Genomic DNA, 14,148 nt, shown 5'->3' on the forward strand with positions numbered 1-14,148 from the left:
GCGAGCGGCCGATGACCGTGGACGACACCCGAACGGAACCGCAGTCCCGCGTCGGCGGCGGCTGGATCAGCGGTCTGGTGCTGGCCAACCTGGGCCTGTACATGGCTTTCCTCACCCCGATCCAGGTGCTGCTGGCCGAGCAGATCGACGATCTGACGACGTCCGGCAAGGAGGTGGCGCTCGGCTGGGCGACGGGTGTCGGGGCGTTGGTGGCGGTGGTCGCCAACCCGGTCGCCGGTGCGCTGTCGGACCGGACGGGCGGGAGGTTCGGGCGCCGTCACCCGTGGATCGTGGGCGGCGCGCTGGTGGGTGCGGTCGGTCTGGTGGTGACGGCGGCGCAGACGACCGTGGTCGGGGTGGCGCTCGGCTGGTGTCTGGCGCAGCTGGGGCTGAACGCGATGCTGGCGGGCACGAATGCGGTGGTGCCGGACCAGGTGCCGGTGCGGCAGCGGGCGGCGGTGTCCGGGTTCATCGGGATACCGCAGACGCTGGGGCTGGTCCTCGGCGTGCTGCTGGTGTCGGTGGTGGTGACCGGGATCGCCTCGGGGTATCTGATGCTGGCGGGTCTGGTGGTGCTGTGCGCGGTGCCGTTCGTGCTGCTGACGCGTGATCCGGCGGTGCCCGGGATTCCGGGGTCGGCGGTACGGCTGAAGGACTTCTGGGTGAGTCCGCGGCTGCATCCGGACTTCGGCTGGGCGTGGCTGACCCGGTTCCTCGTCCAGCTGGGCAATGCGATCGGCACCCTGTATCTGCTGTATTTCCTCAAGGACGCGGTGCATTACCCGGACCCGGACATGGGTGTGCTGTATCTGACGCTGCTCTACACCGGCGGCGTGGTGGTGACGGCGGTGGCGGGCGGCATCGTCTCGGACCGGCTGGGCAAGCGGAAGATGATGGTCAGCGCCTGTTCGATGGTGATGGCGGTGGGTTCGCTGCTGCTGACGTTCTGGCACACCTGGCCGGCTGCGATGGGCGCGGCGGTGCTCCTCGGGCTCGGCTACGGGATCTATGTGGCGGTCGACCAGGCACTGATCACCCAGGTCCTGCCGGCGGCCGAGGACCGGGCGAAGGACCTGGGGGTGATCAATGTCGCCAACTCCGCGCCCCAGGTGCTCGGTCCGGCGCTGGCCGCGCCGATCGTGGCGTACGCGGGTGGCTACGCGGGGCTGTACCTGGCGTCCACCGTGGTGACGGTGGTGGGCGGGGTGCTGGTGTGGCGGATCAGGTCAGTCCGCTGACTCCACGGTCCGTGCGGCCTTCTGGCTGCGGATGACGTCGCGGTACCAGGCGTACGACTCCTTGGGGGTCCGGCGCAGTGTCTCGTAGTCGATGTGGACGAGGCCGAACCGCTTGCTGGCGCCCTCGATCCACTCGACGTTGTCGGTCAGTGACCAGGTGAAGTAGCCGCGGACGTCGACGCCCGCGTCGATCGCGGTGCGCAGGGCGCCCAGGTGGCCTTCGAGGAAGGCGATCCGGCGGGTGTCGGTGACGGCCTCGTCGACGGCGCAGCCGTTCTCGGTGATGTAGAGGGGAGGGAGCCGGTCCCCGTAGCGGGCCTGCAGCTGGACGAGGGTTTCGCGCAGTCCGTCGGGGACGACGGGCCAGCCGAAGTCGGTCTTCTCGTAACCCTCGATCTCGCGGATGCCGAAGGGGAGTTCGGCGGGCATCCCGAAGCCGGAGAACGTTTCGAGCGCGTCCGCCCTGGGGGCGCCGACGAGGGTGGGGTTGTAGTAATTGACCCCGTACCAGTCGAGCGGGGTGGAGATCGTCCTGAGGTCGTCCTCCACCGGTCCGGGCATCAGCGCGGCGAAGTTCTCGTCGGGGTAGCGGCCGGTGAGGATCGGGTCGGCGAACATCCAGTTGGTGAGGGTGTCGTACAACTCGGCACCGAACCGGTCTTCGTCCGACTCACCCGCGGTCCACACCGGGGTGTGCGAGACGGCGACGCCGATCTCGGTTGCGCCGGCCGCCCGCAGCGCGCGGACACCCAGACCGTGGGCGAGGAGCTGGTGGTGGGCGGCGGGCAGCGCGTCGAAGAGGAGGGTGCGGCCCGGGGCGTGCTCGCCCAACGCGTAGCCGAGCATGGTCACTTCGGCGGGTTCGTTGATGGTGATCCACATGGGTACGCGGTCGGCGAGCCGCTCGGCGACGATGCCCGCGTACTCGGCGAAGCGGTAGGCGGTGTCCCGGTTCAGCCAGCCGCCCGCCTCGTCGAGCGGCAGCGGGGTGTCCCAGTGGTACAGGGTGGGGGCCGGGGTGATGCCGTGGGCGCAGAGTTCGTCGACGAGCCGGTCGTAGAAGTCGAGCCCTGCCGGGTTGACGGCGCCGCTGCCGCCCGGCACCACGCGCGGCCAGCTGACGGAGAACCGGAAGGCGTCGGCGCCGAGACCGGCCAGCAGGGCGACGTCCTCGCGGTAGCGCTCGTGGAAGCCGGTGCCGCGGCTGGTGTCGGTGCCGTCCTTGATCCGTCCCGGCTGGGCGGCGAAGGCGTCCCAGCCGGAGGGGCCCTTGCCGTCGGCGTCGGCCGCTCCTTCGGTCTGGAAGGCGGAGGCGGAGGCTCCCCAGAGGAATCCCGGCGGGAACGTCGGCACAGTCATCTCGGCCTCCAGCAGCCGTACGTATGAGCCAGAACCTGGCAGGGCAATGATCAGAACCAGACCTTAATCGCCAGTAATGGGCTCGATCCAGTGTCGTGGGCCGGTGATCGCGACTTCTGCCGACCATGGGGCCGAGGCGACGAGACGAGGAGCGATGCATGCTGTTCGAGGTATGGGCACCTGAGGCGGACTCGGTCCGCCTGCGACTGGCCGGCGCGCTGCGGCCGATGACGCGTGACGAGGTGCGAACGGGCTGGTGGACGGCCGATGCGGAGGCCGCGGACGGCGACCGGTACGGCTTCGTCCTCGACGACGGCCCCGTGCTTCCCGACCCGCGTTCGCGCCGCCAGCCCGACGGCCCGGACGGCGAGAGCGCCGTCGTCGACCAGGAGGCGTACCCCTGGCGCGCCGCGTGGACGGGGCGCGGGCTACCAGGCGCCGTCCTGTACGAGCTGCACATCGGTACGTACACCGAGGAGGGCACCTTCGACGCCGCCGCGGCGCGCCTGCCGCACCTCGCCGAGCTGGGCATCACGCATGTGTCGCTGATGCCCGTCTGCCCGTTCCCCGGCACTCACGGGTGGGGGTACGAAGGGGTGTCGCTGTGGGCCGTGCACGAACCGTACGGCGGCCCGGACGGACTGAAGCGCTTTGTCGACACGGCGCACGGGCTCGGCCTTGCGGTGGTCCTCGACGTGGTCCACAACCACCTGGGCCCGTCCGGCAACTACCTCCCGGCGTTCGGCCCGTACTTCACCGAGACCCACCACACGCCGTGGGGCGCCGCGGTCAACCTCGACGCCGCCGGCTCGGACGAGGTCCGCGGGTACCTGCTCTGCAGTGCGCTCGGCTGGCTGCGCGACTACCGGCTCGACGGGCTCCGGCTCGACGCCGTCCACGCCCTCGCCGACACCCGGGCCCTCACCTTCCTGGAGGAGCTGTCCACGGCGGTCGACGCACTCGCCGCGGAACTCGGCCGCCCGCTGACCCTGATCGCCGAGTCCGACCTCTGCGACCCGCGCACCACGACGCCGCGCGCGGAGGGCGGGATCGGTCTGCACACCCAGTGGAACGACGACTTCCACCACGCCCTGCACACGGCTCTGACCGGCGAGTCCCAGGGCTACTACGCCGACTTCGCCACCGCCCCGCTGGCCGCCGTCGCCAAGACCGTGACCAGAGCCTTCTTCCACGACGGCACGTACTCCGCCTTCCGTGGCCGCACGCACGGCCGCCCCGTCGACACCGTCCGCACCCCGGCCACCCGCTTCGTCGGCTACGCACAGACCCATGACCAGATCGGCAACCGGGCGCTCGGCGACCGGCTCTCCGCCACGCTCTCCCCCGGTCTGCTGGCCTGCGCGGCGGCACTGGTGCTGACCGGCCCGTTCACCCCGATGCTGTTCATGGGAGAGGAGTGGGGTGCCCGCACCCCCTGGCAGTTCTTCACCGACCACACCGATCCGGCACTCGCCGAGGCGGTACGCAACGGCAGGCGGCGGGAGTTCGCGGCGCACGGCTGGGCGGCGGACGACATCCCGGACCCGCAGGACCCGGCCACCCGCGACCGCTCCTGCCTGGACTGGACCGAACCGGAACGCGAACCGCATGCCCGCCTCCACGCCTGGTACCGCGAACTGATCGCGCTGCGCCGCACCATGCCCGACCTGTCGGATCCGGATCTGGCCGCGGTGAAGACCGCCCACGACGAGCAGGGTCGCTGGCTGGCGTACCGCAGGGGCGACCTGCGGATCGCGGTCAACCTCGACGAGAAGCCGGCCACGATCCCGCTCGGCGGTGGACGGAACCGGACCGGCATGGGCAGGGTGCTGGCCGCCTGGGAACCGGTGGCGGCGCCGGACGCGGACGGGCTGCTGCACCTGCCGCCGGAGTCGAGCGTGGTACTCGCCGACGACTGACGCGGCGCGGCACAGCACGGGGAACGGGACACGTGGGCCGTCGGGACCTCTTGCCTTCGTGTGCGCTTCACCTCGTACGGTCGGTGCCATGAAGCAGCGATTTCTCGGCGGGACCGGACTCCAGGTCAGCGAACTGTGCCTGGGCACCATGACGTTCACCAGGGCGGGCGACGAAGCGGCCGCCCACCGCGTTCTCGACACGTTCACCGAGGCGGGTGGCACCTTCATCGACACCGCGGACATGTACGACCGCGGTGGCTCGGAGGAGGTGCTCGGCCGCTGGCTGAAGGGCCGCAACCGCGACGATCTCGTCATCGCGACCAAGGTGTGGGGTCAGATGGGCGACGGCGCGAACGACGGGGGGCTGAGCCGCAAGCACATCCTCTCCGCCGTCGAGGCGAGTCTGCGCCGCCTGAACACGGAGTACATCGACCTGTACCAGACCCATCTGTGGGACGCGACGACGCCGATCGAGGAGACCCTCGCCACGCTCGACACGCTGGTGAAGGCCGGCAAGGTCCGCTATCTCGGCGCGAGCAATCTCGCCCCCTCCCAGCTCCAGAAGTCACTGGACCTCGCGCGACGGCGCGACTGGACTCCGTACGTGTGCCTCCAGCCGCTCTACAACCTGCTGCACCGCGAGGTGGAGTGGGAGCTGGCCCCGCTGAGCGTCCAGGAGGGCGTCGGAATCATCCCGTGGTCCCCGCTGGACGGCGGCTGGCTGTCCGGCAAGTACCGGCGCGGCATGACCGAGGCGCCCGCCGGCTCCCGCGCCGCCGTCCGGCAGGAGAACGGGAGCGACGACTGGCGGCTCCGCGACAACGAGGAGACCTGGGGCGTCGTGGACGCCGTCGTCGCCGTCGCCGAGGAGGCCGGACGCACACCCGCCCAGGTCGCGCTGCGCTGGCTGCTCGGAAGGCCGGGGGTCACTGCCCCGATCATCGGGGCCCGTACCGTCGAGCAGCTGACCGACAATCTCGGCGCCGTCGGCTGGGAACTGACGGCCGAGCAGACGGCGCGGCTCGACGGGGCGAGCGCGCGGCCGCTGCCGTATCCGTACGCGACCCTGGAGCGCCTCAGCAACCGCGGCGGCTCGTGAACTACTCGACGACTGCCAGCTCGCGCGCGGTGGTGTTCAGCCGCCGCCCGCCGTCTTCGGTGACGGTCACGATGTCCTCGATGCGCACGCCGAACCGGCCCGGCAGATAGATCCCGGGCTCCACGGAGAAGCACATCCCGGGCACCAGCAGCTGCTCCTCGCCCTCGATCATGTACGGGGGTTCATGGGTGGTGACGCCGATGCCGTGGCCGGTGCGGTGGATGAAGCGCTCGCCGTAACCGAATTCGGTGATGACGGCGCGGGCCGCCCGGTCGATCTCCTGGCAGGCGATGCCGGGCCGGACGGCGCGGCAGCCGGCCTCCTGCGCCTCCCGCACGATGTCGTGCACCCGCTGCTCCTCGGCAGTGGGCTCGCCGACATGGACCGTGCGGGAGGTGTCGGAGCCGTAGCCGTGCTTGAGGCCGCCGAAGTCGAGCACCACCATGTCGCCGCGCTCGATGGTGCGGTCGCCCGCCTCGTGGTGCGGGTTGGCGCCGTTCGGGCCGGAGCCGACGACGGTGAAGTCGACCTGCGAGTGTCCGAACTGCTTGAGCAGTGCGGCGAGATCGGCTGCGACGTCGGTCTCCTTTCGGCCGGAGAAGCGGACCTTCAGGATCTCCTCGTACGTGGCGTCGGCGGCGGCCCCGGCCGCGGCGAGGCGTTCCAGCTCGGCCGCGTCCTTGACCGCCCGCAGCATCGGCAGGGCCTCGGTGAGGGAGACGTACGAGGTGCCGGGGAGGAACTGCTGCAGTCCGAGCAGATGCATCGCCCAGGCGTTGTCGCTGATCCCGAAACGGCCGTCCGCGTCGAGCAGCGGGGCGGCGACGGCGTACGGGTCCTTGCCGTCGGTCCAGTCGCGCAGGGTCAGGGCCGGGGAGCCGACGGCCTGCTCGGCGTCCGGCGCCTCCAGGGTGGGGACGACGAGCACCGGGTCCTCGCCCGCCCTGAGGACGAGGAGAGTGAGGCGTTCGGTGTTCACGGGCCGGTAGCCGGTGAGATGGACGAGGTCCGGGCCCGGTGCGACGAGGACGCCTGCGAGCCCGGCTTCGGCGGCGGACTCGGCGGCCCGCGCCATCCTCGCCCGGTAGTCGTCGGCGGTGAACGGCACGGGCTGGTTCGGGCTGGACATGCGGAACCTCCTGGCGAAGCGATACGGCACACAGCATCCTGCCCGGCGGCGGGGACAGGCGCGAGCGTGGGTCAGACGGCGGGTCGCAGTCGTACGACGAGGTCGGCGCGGTCCCGGCCACGGTCGACTAGCCGGGCATTGGTCTCGTCCGACTCCGCGACCCAGCGCTCGGCGTGCGGCCGGGGCTTGCCGAACCGCACATGGCGGTCGACGAGTCGGCGGACCCTGACGTCCGGTTCGAGATCCAGGAACCAGACCTCGTCGAGCAGCCGGCGCACCGGAGCCCACGGCCCGTCGTCATGGAGGAGGTAGTTGCCTTCGGTGACGACGAGCGGGATGTCCGGGGGTACGGGAACGGCCCCGGCGATCGGCTCCTCCAGGGCGCGGTCGAAGGCGGGGGCGTAGACGGGCCCCTGATCCCCGGGTGTGCGCAGGCGTCGGAGCAGGGCGGCGTATCCGGCCGCGTCGAAGGTGTCGGGGGCGCCCTTGCGGCCGGCGCGGCCGAGGCGGTCCAGTTCGGCCTGCGCGAGATGGAAGCCGTCCATCGGGACGAGGACGGCGCGCCCGCCGAGCCCGTCGACCAGCCGCTCGGCGAGCGTGGACTTCCCGGCGCCGGGCGGCCCCGCGATGCCGAGGATGCGGCGGCGGCCGGGGACGGCGAGCCGGCGGGCGCGGGCCGACAGTTCACCGACGTCACTCGTCTGCATGCGGCGCATTGTCCCGGCACGAGCGGCATCCTGGGTAGTGTTACGTATAACCGACTCAGTACCCTCGAGGAACCGCCATGTCACACATCGCCCTGGTCACCCTGGTCGTCCGCGACTACGACGAGGCCATCTCCTTCTACACGGACGCGCTCGGCTTCGAGCTCCTGGAGGACACCGACCGCGGGGACGGCTCCCGCTGGGTCGTCGTCCGGCCGCGCGGCGCGGCAGAGGGAACGGGGCTCGTGCTGGCCCGCGCGAAGGACGACGAGCAGCGGAGCCGCGTCGGCGCACAGACCGGCGGCCGGGTCGGCTTCTTCCTGCACACCGAGGACTTCGCGGGCGACCATGCGCGGATGCAGGCAGCCGGAGTGCGCTTCCTGGAGGAGCCGCGCCACGAACCCTACGGCTCGGTCGCGGTCTTCGAGGACCTGTACGGCAACCGCTGGGACCTGCTGCAGCCCGCGTGAGCCGCCCCGAGATGTTCCCTCTGCCGAGGACTCCGGCGGGATGGGAGCGATCCGTCGTGCGGCCGGGCCTCGGAACGCATGTGCTGTCGACCGCCGCGAAGGGGTCAACTCGCCTGCAGCCACTCAGCCGTGAGGCCTGGCCGCAGGCCCGGGCAGGACCGTGACCTCGGCCGGGGTGAGTGCGGCGTGCTCACCGGAGCACTCGACCACGACCTGCACCGGGGCGCCGCAATCGCTGTGCCGCATGTCCAGGACCGGCCCCTCGGCATCGCCGACGTAGGTCTCGCCCCACTGCCTGAGCGCCACGAGAACGGGCCACAGATCCCGGCCCTTGCGGGTCAGGCGATATTCCTGCCGGGTCCGGCTGCCCTGCTCCTGATACGGGACGGTCTGCAGGACCCCGGCCGCGACCAGCTTGCGGAGCCGGCCGGCCAGGACCGCCTCCGAGAGCCCCACATGCCGGCGGAAGTCGTCGAAGCGGCGCACCCCGTTGAAGGCGTCACGCAGGATCAGCAGCGTCCACTTCTCGCCGACCACGTCGAGGGTGCGCTGGACCGTGCAGTTCTCCGTGCTCATCTCCAGCCACTTCATTCCGTCATGGTAGCCCGCCTGGCTTCGATATTGACAGTCAGCTGCACCGACAGCTAGCTTCATCGAACAAAGCCAGATGAGGAGGATCAGCCGCATGGGACGGTCACGTACATACGAATGGGAAGATCCGGCGGTCTCGGCGGCCGCCGTCGGACAGACCACGGGTCTGGAGTTCCTGCGCGAGATCGCCACCGGACGGCTGCCCGGCCCTCCGATCGCCGCCACCCTGGACATCACTCTCGACGAAGCCGAGCACGGGCGTGTGGTGTTCTCGCTGGTCCCGGGCGAGGAGCACTACAACCCCATCGGCAGCGTGCACGGCGGGGTCTACGCCACACTGCTCGACTCGGCCGCCGGTTGCGCGGTCCAGTCCACCCTGCCGTCGGGCATGGGGTACACGTCGCTCGACCTGACCGTGAAGTTCCTGCGCCCCGTCACCGTCGACACCGGCAGGATCCGCGCCGTCGGCACGGTCACCAGCAGCGGCCGCCGCACCGCCCTCGCCGAAGCCCGGCTCCTCGACGAGAAGGACCGCCTGCTCGCTCACGCCACCAGTACGTGCATGCTGTTTCCGCTGCCGTCGTCCTGAGGGCTTCGAAGGCCTTGGGCCGAGCCCTATGTGACGGGGCTAAGACCTTCATGAAGCCCGCGAGGTGGCGGGCCGACAAGCCGGGGCCGATTGCGCAGACGACGCGATGCAAGCCCGCCGGGCGATCGACGGCAGAGCCCGTCGCGGGCGCACGCGCGCTCAGCCCGCAGGCAACCGCACTGCCGCGCCCCGCAAAGCGTCGAGCACCGGTCTGATCAGTGGGTGGCCCTCCGCCCCGTGCCGTACCGCTGCGAACACCCGTCGGGTCGGTGCGCTGCCCTCCACCGGCCGCACCACCACGCCCGCCAGGTCCATGCCGCGCAGCGCCCACCTCGGCACCAGTGCCACTCCGGCCCCCGCCCCGGCCAGCGCCACCACCGCCCGGAAGTCGTCCGAGGAGTGCTCGAGTCTCGGCTGGAAGCCGGCGAACTCGCAGGCCAGGACCACCACGTCGTGGCACGGGTTGCCGGGATACTGACCGATCCACGGGTCCTTCTCCAGGTCCGCGATCGTCACCTGGTCCTGGCCGGCCAGCCGGTGGCCCACCGGCAGCACCGCGTCGAACGGCTCCGAGTACAGCGGTACCCGGGTCAGCCGCCGGTCGTCCTCGTCGGGCGCGCCCCGGTATTCGACGGCGACCGCCACATCCACCTGCCGGTCGAGCACCATCGGCACGCTCGCGTCGCCCTCCGCGTCCTGGACCCGGACCCGGATGCCGGGGGCGGTCAGCGTCAGCTCGGCGATCGCGGGGGCGAGCACCAGGCCGATGCCCGTGGCGAACGCGGCGACCGTGACCGTACCGGCGTCCCCCGCGCTGTACGCGGCTAGCTCGGCCTCCGCCCGTTCCAGTTGGGCGAGGACCGCGTTGGTGTGGGTCAGCAGGATCTCGCCGGCGGCGGTGAGCCGGACGCCCCGGGCGCTGCGGTCGACCAGCCGGTGGCCGGTCTCCTGTTCCAGCGCGGCGAGTTGCTGGGAGACGGCGGAAGGGGTCAGATACAGCGCGGCGGCTGCCGCGGTCACGGTGCGGTGGTCGGCCACCGCACGGAGAATACGCAGCCGCCGTGCATCGATCATGCGATCCATTGTCCCAGGTCCCGTGGGATGTCCCGGCCCTGGGACGGGGCGGGGAAGCCCGGGATCGCCGGAGGCCCGGGACCGTACGGTCCCGGGCCTCCGGCGGGGACCTACTCGCTCAGCGCGGCCCGCGCGTCGACGAACGCGTCCACCGCACGGTTCACATCGTCCGTGGAGTGCGCGGCGGACAGCTGCACGCGGATGCGTGCCGCGCCCTGCGGGACCACCGGGTACGAGAACCCGATCACGTACACACCGCGCTCCAGGAGCAGCTCCGCCATCCGGCCTGCCTTCGCCGCGTCCCCGATCATGACGGGGGCGATGGCGTGGTCGCCGGGCAGGATGTCGAAGCCTTCCTCGGTCATCCGGGTACGGAAGAGCGCGGTGTTGGCGTTGAGCCGCTCGCGCAGGTCACCGGCGGACTCCAGCAGGTCGATGACCTTCAGCGAGGCCGCCGCGATGACCGGGGCGAGCGAGTTGGAGAAGAGGTACGGGCGGGACCGCTGGCGCAGCAGCGCGACGATCTCGGCGCGGGCCGCGACGTAGCCGCCGGACGCACCGCCGAGCGCCTTGCCGAGGGTGCCGGTGATGATGTCGACACGGTCCATGACGTCGTGCAGCTCGGGAGTGCCGCGGCCGCCGGGGCCGACGAAGCCGACGGCGTGCGAGTCGTCGACCATGACCATGGCGTCGTACCGGTCGGCCAGGTCGCAGATCTCGCGCAGCGGGGCGACGTAGCCGTCCATGGAGAACACGCCGTCGGTGACGATGAGCCGGCGCCGGGCGCCGGACGCCTCCTTGAGCTGCTTCTCCAGGTCGTCCATGTCGCGGTTGGCGTAGCGGAACCGCTTGGCCTTGGAGAGGCGGATGCCGTCGATGATGGAGGCGTGGTTGAGGGCGTCGGAGATGACCGCGTCCTCCGGGCCGAGGACGGTCTCGAAGACACCGCCGTTGGCATCGAAGCAGGAGGAGTAGAGGATCGTGTCCTCCTGGCCGAGGAACGACGAGAGCCGCTGCTCCAGCTCCTTGTGAACCTCCTGGGTGCCGCAGATGAAGCGGACCGAGGCCATCCCGTAGCCCCAGCGGTCCAGCGCCTCGTGGGCGGCGGCGATCACGTCGGGGTGGTCGGCGAGGCCCAGGTAGTTGTTGGCGCAGAAGTTGAGCACCTCACCGGGGCGGCCACCCGCGGTGACGGCGACGGTCGCGGACTGCGGGGTGCCGATCACGCGCTCGGGCTTGTGGAGTCCGGCGGCCTTGATCTCGTCGAGGGTGGTGCGCATGTCGTCGCGTACGGAGTCGAACATGAGGGGTGTCTCCCGGCTCGATAGCTGGATACGGGTGGTCAGGAGGTCCAGTCGAGGATGACCTTGCCGCCGCGTCCGCTCGCCGCGTCGTCGAAGGCCGCCTCGAAGTCGCGGTAGCCGTACCGTCCGGTGATCACCGGGTGGAGGTCGAGGCCGCCCTCCAGCAGTACGGACATGGCGTACCAGGTCTCGTACATCTCGCGCCCGTAGATCCCCTTGATCGTGATCATCGAGGTGACGATGCGCGACCAGTCGACGGCGAACTCCTCGGACGGCAGTCCGAGCATGGCGATCCGTCCGCCGTGCGTCATGTTCGCGATCATGTCGCGCATGGCCTCGGGGCGGCCGGACATCTCCAGGCCGATGTCGAAGCCCTCGCGCAGGCCGAGCTTCTGCTGACCGTCGGCGATCGTCTGCTCGCCGACGTTGAGGGCGAGGCTGACGCCGACCTTCCGGGCCAGGTCGAGCCGGGCCTCACTGACGTCGGTGATCACGACGTTGCGGGCACCCGCGTGCTTGGCGACGGCAGCGGCCATGATGCCGATGGGACCGGCGCCGGTGATCAGGACGTCCTCGCCGACCAGCGGGAACGACAGCGCGGTGTGCACGGCGTTGCCGAACGGGTCGAAGATCGCGGCGATGTCGAGGTCGACGGGGACCCGGTGCACCCACACGTTGGAGGCGGGCAGCGCGACGTACTCGGCGAATGCCCCGTCGCGGCCCACGCCGAGTCCCAGGGTGGAGCGGCACAGGTGGCGGCGTCCGGCCAGACAGTTGCGGCACTTTCCGCAGACCAGGTGGCCTTCGCCGCTGACCAGGTCGCCGACGGTGATGTCGACGACGTCGGCGCCCATCGCGGCGACCTCGCCGACGAACTCGTGGCCGAGGACGAGCGGCGTCTTCACGGCCTGCTGGGCCCAGCCGTCGTAGTTGCGGATGTGCAGGTCGGTCCCGCAGATACCGGTACGGAGCACCTTGATCAGCACGTCCGAGGGGCCGATCTCCGGCTCGGGAACGTCCATCAGCCAGAGCCCGGGCTCGGCCTTGTGCTTCACGAGTGCCTTCACGGCTGCGGCTCCCTGTACGTGGTACGTGGTGATTGCCCCGGGCCGGGGGCATGCCTGAGGCAGCCTGCGGCCCGGGGAAGAAGGAGGGACGACATGGCAGCGCGCGGTGATCGGCTGCCGCGCACCATCCTCTGCCGTCACGGAGAAATCTGCCGTACCCCGCGCCCCAGGTCCATCGAGGTTTTCTTAAGCGCAGCCGCAGCTCCGCTTCATGCCGCACCGGACGGGAGGGCCGGCCGCCCTCCGGAACGGGCGACCGGCCCCCTGGACCGAGCGGACGATCAGTCGCCGATCTCCTGCGGCGGGGTGTCGCGGCCCGGCACCTCATCGGGTGAGAGGACCCGGTCGTCCCGCGGGTACGGCTTGGTCCATCCGGTGGACGCGTGCCAGGTGATCCGGTTCGGCTGCGCCGGGTTCACTCCGGATCGGCACGAGCCGGCGCGCGCTTGTCGTCCGGCTCCCCGGCGGCCGTACCGCGCTCTCGCGGGCGTCCACCGGGCAGGGGACGAAGCCGCCGACGCGCTGACCGTGAGCGGGCCCGCACCCCTGCGTACCCTGTCTCCGTGTCAGCCTCCCGCCTGCGTCGCGTCGCCGTTCTTGTGCTCGAGGGTGCGAAGCCGCTCGATGTCGGGATCCCCGCGCAGGTGTTCACGACGCGCGCGAGCATGCCGTACGAGGTGCGGTTGTGCGGCGCGGCACCTGGTCTCGTGACCGGCGGCGACGGCCTTTCGTACCACGTCGCCCATGGCCTCGACGCACTTGCGTGGGCCGACATCGTCTTCATCCCCGGTTACCGGTTCCCGGACCGTGACGATCCGCCGCAGGCCGTCGTCGACGCGCTGATCGCTGCCCACGACCGGGGCGCGCGGCTCGCCGCCATCTCGACGGGCGCCTTCGCGCTCGCCGCCACGGGCCTGCTCGACGGCAAGCGTGCCACGACGCACTGGCACTACTCACGGGCGCTGGCGGCGAAGCATCCGCTCGTTCAGGTCGACGAGAACGTTCTGTTCGTCGACGAGGGCAGCGTGCTGACGTCGGCCGGCGCCGCCTCGGGCATCGACCTGTGCCTGCACATTCTGCGCGGCGACCTCGGGGTGGCCGCATCGAACCACGCGGCGCGGCGACTGGTCGCAGCCCCCTACCGCAGCGGCGGTCAGGCGCAGTATGTGCCGCGCAGCGTGCCCGAGCCGCTCGGTGAGCGGTTCGCCGACACCCGCGAGTGGGCGCTGCACCGGCTCGATGAGCCTCTCACTCTCGAGGTACTGGCGCGGCAGGCAGCGGTCTCGCCGCGTACGTTCTCGCGGCGCTTCGTGGAGGAGACCGGGTACACCCCGATGCAGTGGGTCATGCGAGCCCGCGTCGACATGGCCCGCGAGCTGCTCGAGCGTTCGCAGCGCAGCGTCGAGCAGATCGCCGCCGACGTCGGTCTCGGCACCGGTGCGAATCTGCGGCTGCACTTCCAGCGCATCCTCGGCACCACGCCGAGCGAGTACCGGCGCACCTTCGCCCGAGGCGAGTAGCCCCGCCGCCTGGCGCGATCCTTTTGAACGGTGGCGATCCCGCCACTGTCACGGGCGGGTGCCGCGAGCGAGCCTGGTGGCGAAC

14 protein-coding genes are annotated in these 14,148 nt (G+C 71.2%); 6 read left to right on the forward strand and 8 right to left on the reverse strand.

Going from position 1 to position 14,148, the window contains the following annotated elements; all coding sequences use genetic code 11:
• Window positions 1-11 precede the first annotated feature (11 nt).
• Window positions 12-1,238 (forward strand): MFS transporter, encoded by a 1,227-nt coding sequence (locus tag OHB49_RS10240; RefSeq protein ID WP_329159640.1) that lies wholly within the window; start codon window positions 12-14, stop codon window positions 1,236-1,238.
• On the opposite strand, the gene OHB49_RS10245 is transcribed toward OHB49_RS10240, so the two are convergent.
• A complete protein-coding gene (locus tag OHB49_RS10245) occupies window positions 1,227-2,597 on the reverse strand; it encodes a GH1 family beta-glucosidase (RefSeq protein ID WP_329159642.1) in 1,371 nt (456 codons plus the stop codon). The genes OHB49_RS10240 and OHB49_RS10245 overlap by 12 nt on opposite strands.
• Before the next feature lie 158 nt (window positions 2,598-2,755).
• Here OHB49_RS10245 and treZ point away from each other — a divergent pair, with 158 nt between their 5' ends.
• Together treZ and OHB49_RS10255 are read left to right on the forward strand one after the other, a co-directional pair.
• Complete coding sequence (treZ, locus tag OHB49_RS10250; protein WP_329159644.1) at window positions 2,756-4,516, forward strand: malto-oligosyltrehalose trehalohydrolase; 1,761 nt, start codon at window positions 2,756-2,758, stop codon at window positions 4,514-4,516.
• Between the two features lie 88 nt (window positions 4,517-4,604).
• A complete protein-coding gene (locus tag OHB49_RS10255) occupies window positions 4,605-5,615 on the forward strand; it encodes an aldo/keto reductase (RefSeq protein ID WP_329159645.1) in 1,011 nt (336 codons plus the stop codon).
• A gap of 1 nt (window position 5,616) precedes the next feature.
• On the opposite strand, the gene OHB49_RS10260 is transcribed toward OHB49_RS10255, so the two are convergent.
• Window positions 5,617-6,744 carry an aminopeptidase P family protein gene (locus tag OHB49_RS10260; protein ID WP_329159647.1) on the reverse strand — a complete coding sequence of 376 codons (1,128 nt, stop codon included), beginning with the start codon at window positions 6,742-6,744 and terminating at the stop codon, window positions 5,617-5,619.
• A 71-nt stretch (window positions 6,745-6,815) separates the two neighbouring features.
• Window positions 6,816-7,451: a nucleoside/nucleotide kinase family protein gene (locus tag OHB49_RS10265; RefSeq protein WP_329159649.1), complete on the reverse strand. Its 636-nt coding sequence runs from the start codon at window positions 7,449-7,451 to the stop codon at window positions 6,816-6,818.
• A gap of 77 nt (window positions 7,452-7,528) precedes the next feature.
• Here OHB49_RS10265 and OHB49_RS10270 point away from each other — a divergent pair, with 77 nt between their 5' ends.
• Window positions 7,529-7,918 (forward strand): VOC family protein, encoded by a 390-nt coding sequence (locus OHB49_RS10270; RefSeq protein WP_329159651.1) that lies wholly within the window; start codon window positions 7,529-7,531, stop codon window positions 7,916-7,918.
• A 123-nt stretch (window positions 7,919-8,041) separates the two neighbouring features.
• Here OHB49_RS10270 and OHB49_RS10275 read toward each other — a convergent pair whose 3' ends face one another.
• Window positions 8,042-8,509 carry a winged helix-turn-helix transcriptional regulator gene (locus OHB49_RS10275; protein ID WP_329159653.1) on the reverse strand — a complete coding sequence of 156 codons (468 nt, stop codon included), beginning with the start codon at window positions 8,507-8,509 and terminating at the stop codon, window positions 8,042-8,044.
• A gap of 94 nt (window positions 8,510-8,603) precedes the next feature.
• Here OHB49_RS10275 and OHB49_RS10280 point away from each other — a divergent pair, with 94 nt between their 5' ends.
• Window positions 8,604-9,098 carry a PaaI family thioesterase gene (locus OHB49_RS10280; RefSeq protein WP_030974888.1) on the forward strand — a complete coding sequence of 165 codons (495 nt, stop codon included), beginning with the start codon at window positions 8,604-8,606 and terminating at the stop codon, window positions 9,096-9,098.
• A 159-nt stretch (window positions 9,099-9,257) separates the two neighbouring features.
• Here OHB49_RS10280 and OHB49_RS10285 read toward each other — a convergent pair whose 3' ends face one another.
• From OHB49_RS10285 to OHB49_RS10300, 4 genes are all read right to left on the reverse strand, one after another.
• On the reverse strand, window positions 9,258-10,172 hold the full coding sequence (locus tag OHB49_RS10285; protein ID WP_030974886.1) for a LysR family transcriptional regulator: 915 nt from the start codon (window positions 10,170-10,172) through the stop codon (window positions 9,258-9,260).
• 110 nt (window positions 10,173-10,282) lie between these two features.
• Window positions 10,283-11,476, reverse strand: coding sequence for a glycine C-acetyltransferase (locus OHB49_RS10290; protein ID WP_030974884.1), 1,194 nt, complete (start codon window positions 11,474-11,476; stop codon window positions 10,283-10,285).
• 38 nt (window positions 11,477-11,514) lie between these two features.
• Window positions 11,515-12,543 (reverse strand): L-threonine 3-dehydrogenase, encoded by a 1,029-nt coding sequence (gene tdh / locus OHB49_RS10295; RefSeq protein WP_329159655.1) that lies wholly within the window; start codon window positions 12,541-12,543, stop codon window positions 11,515-11,517.
• A gap of 281 nt (window positions 12,544-12,824) precedes the next feature.
• Window positions 12,825-12,962, reverse strand: a complete 138-nt coding sequence (locus tag OHB49_RS10300; RefSeq protein ID WP_329159656.1) for a hypothetical protein — start codon at window positions 12,960-12,962, stop codon at window positions 12,825-12,827.
• 144 nt (window positions 12,963-13,106) lie between these two features.
• On the opposite strand from OHB49_RS10300, the gene OHB49_RS10305 reads away from it, so the two are divergent.
• Window positions 13,107-14,063, forward strand: coding sequence for a GlxA family transcriptional regulator (locus OHB49_RS10305; RefSeq protein WP_329159657.1), 957 nt, complete (start codon window positions 13,107-13,109; stop codon window positions 14,061-14,063).
• Window positions 14,064-14,148: the final 85 nt, after the last annotated feature.

This window comes from Streptomyces sp. NBC_01717, from assembly GCF_036248255.1.
Lineage (GTDB): Bacteria > Actinomycetota > Actinomycetes > Streptomycetales > Streptomycetaceae > Streptomyces.

What these genes read in the sequence shown, in the direction of transcription:
- OHB49_RS10240 (WP_329159640.1), top strand. Translation starts at nt 12, where the DNA reads ATGACCGTGGACGACACCCGAACGGAACCGCAGTCCCGCGTCGGCGGC.
- OHB49_RS10245 (WP_329159642.1), bottom strand. Translation starts at nt 2,597, where the DNA reads ATGACTGTGCCGACGTTCCCGCCGGGATTCCTCTGGGGAGCCTCCGCC.
- treZ (WP_329159644.1), top strand. Translation starts at nt 2,756, where the DNA reads ATGCTGTTCGAGGTATGGGCACCTGAGGCGGACTCGGTCCGCCTGCGA.
- OHB49_RS10255 (WP_329159645.1), top strand. Translation starts at nt 4,605, where the DNA reads ATGAAGCAGCGATTTCTCGGCGGGACCGGACTCCAGGTCAGCGAACTG.
- OHB49_RS10260 (WP_329159647.1), bottom strand. Translation starts at nt 6,744, where the DNA reads ATGTCCAGCCCGAACCAGCCCGTGCCGTTCACCGCCGACGACTACCGG.
- OHB49_RS10265 (WP_329159649.1), bottom strand. Translation starts at nt 7,451, where the DNA reads ATGCAGACGAGTGACGTCGGTGAACTGTCGGCCCGCGCCCGCCGGCTC.
- OHB49_RS10270 (WP_329159651.1), top strand. Translation starts at nt 7,529, where the DNA reads ATGTCACACATCGCCCTGGTCACCCTGGTCGTCCGCGACTACGACGAG.
- OHB49_RS10275 (WP_329159653.1), bottom strand. Translation starts at nt 8,509, where the DNA reads ATGAAGTGGCTGGAGATGAGCACGGAGAACTGCACGGTCCAGCGCACC.
- OHB49_RS10280 (WP_030974888.1), top strand. Translation starts at nt 8,604, where the DNA reads ATGGGACGGTCACGTACATACGAATGGGAAGATCCGGCGGTCTCGGCG.
- OHB49_RS10285 (WP_030974886.1), bottom strand. Translation starts at nt 10,172, where the DNA reads ATGATCGATGCACGGCGGCTGCGTATTCTCCGTGCGGTGGCCGACCAC.
- OHB49_RS10290 (WP_030974884.1), bottom strand. Translation starts at nt 11,476, where the DNA reads ATGTTCGACTCCGTACGCGACGACATGCGCACCACCCTCGACGAGATC.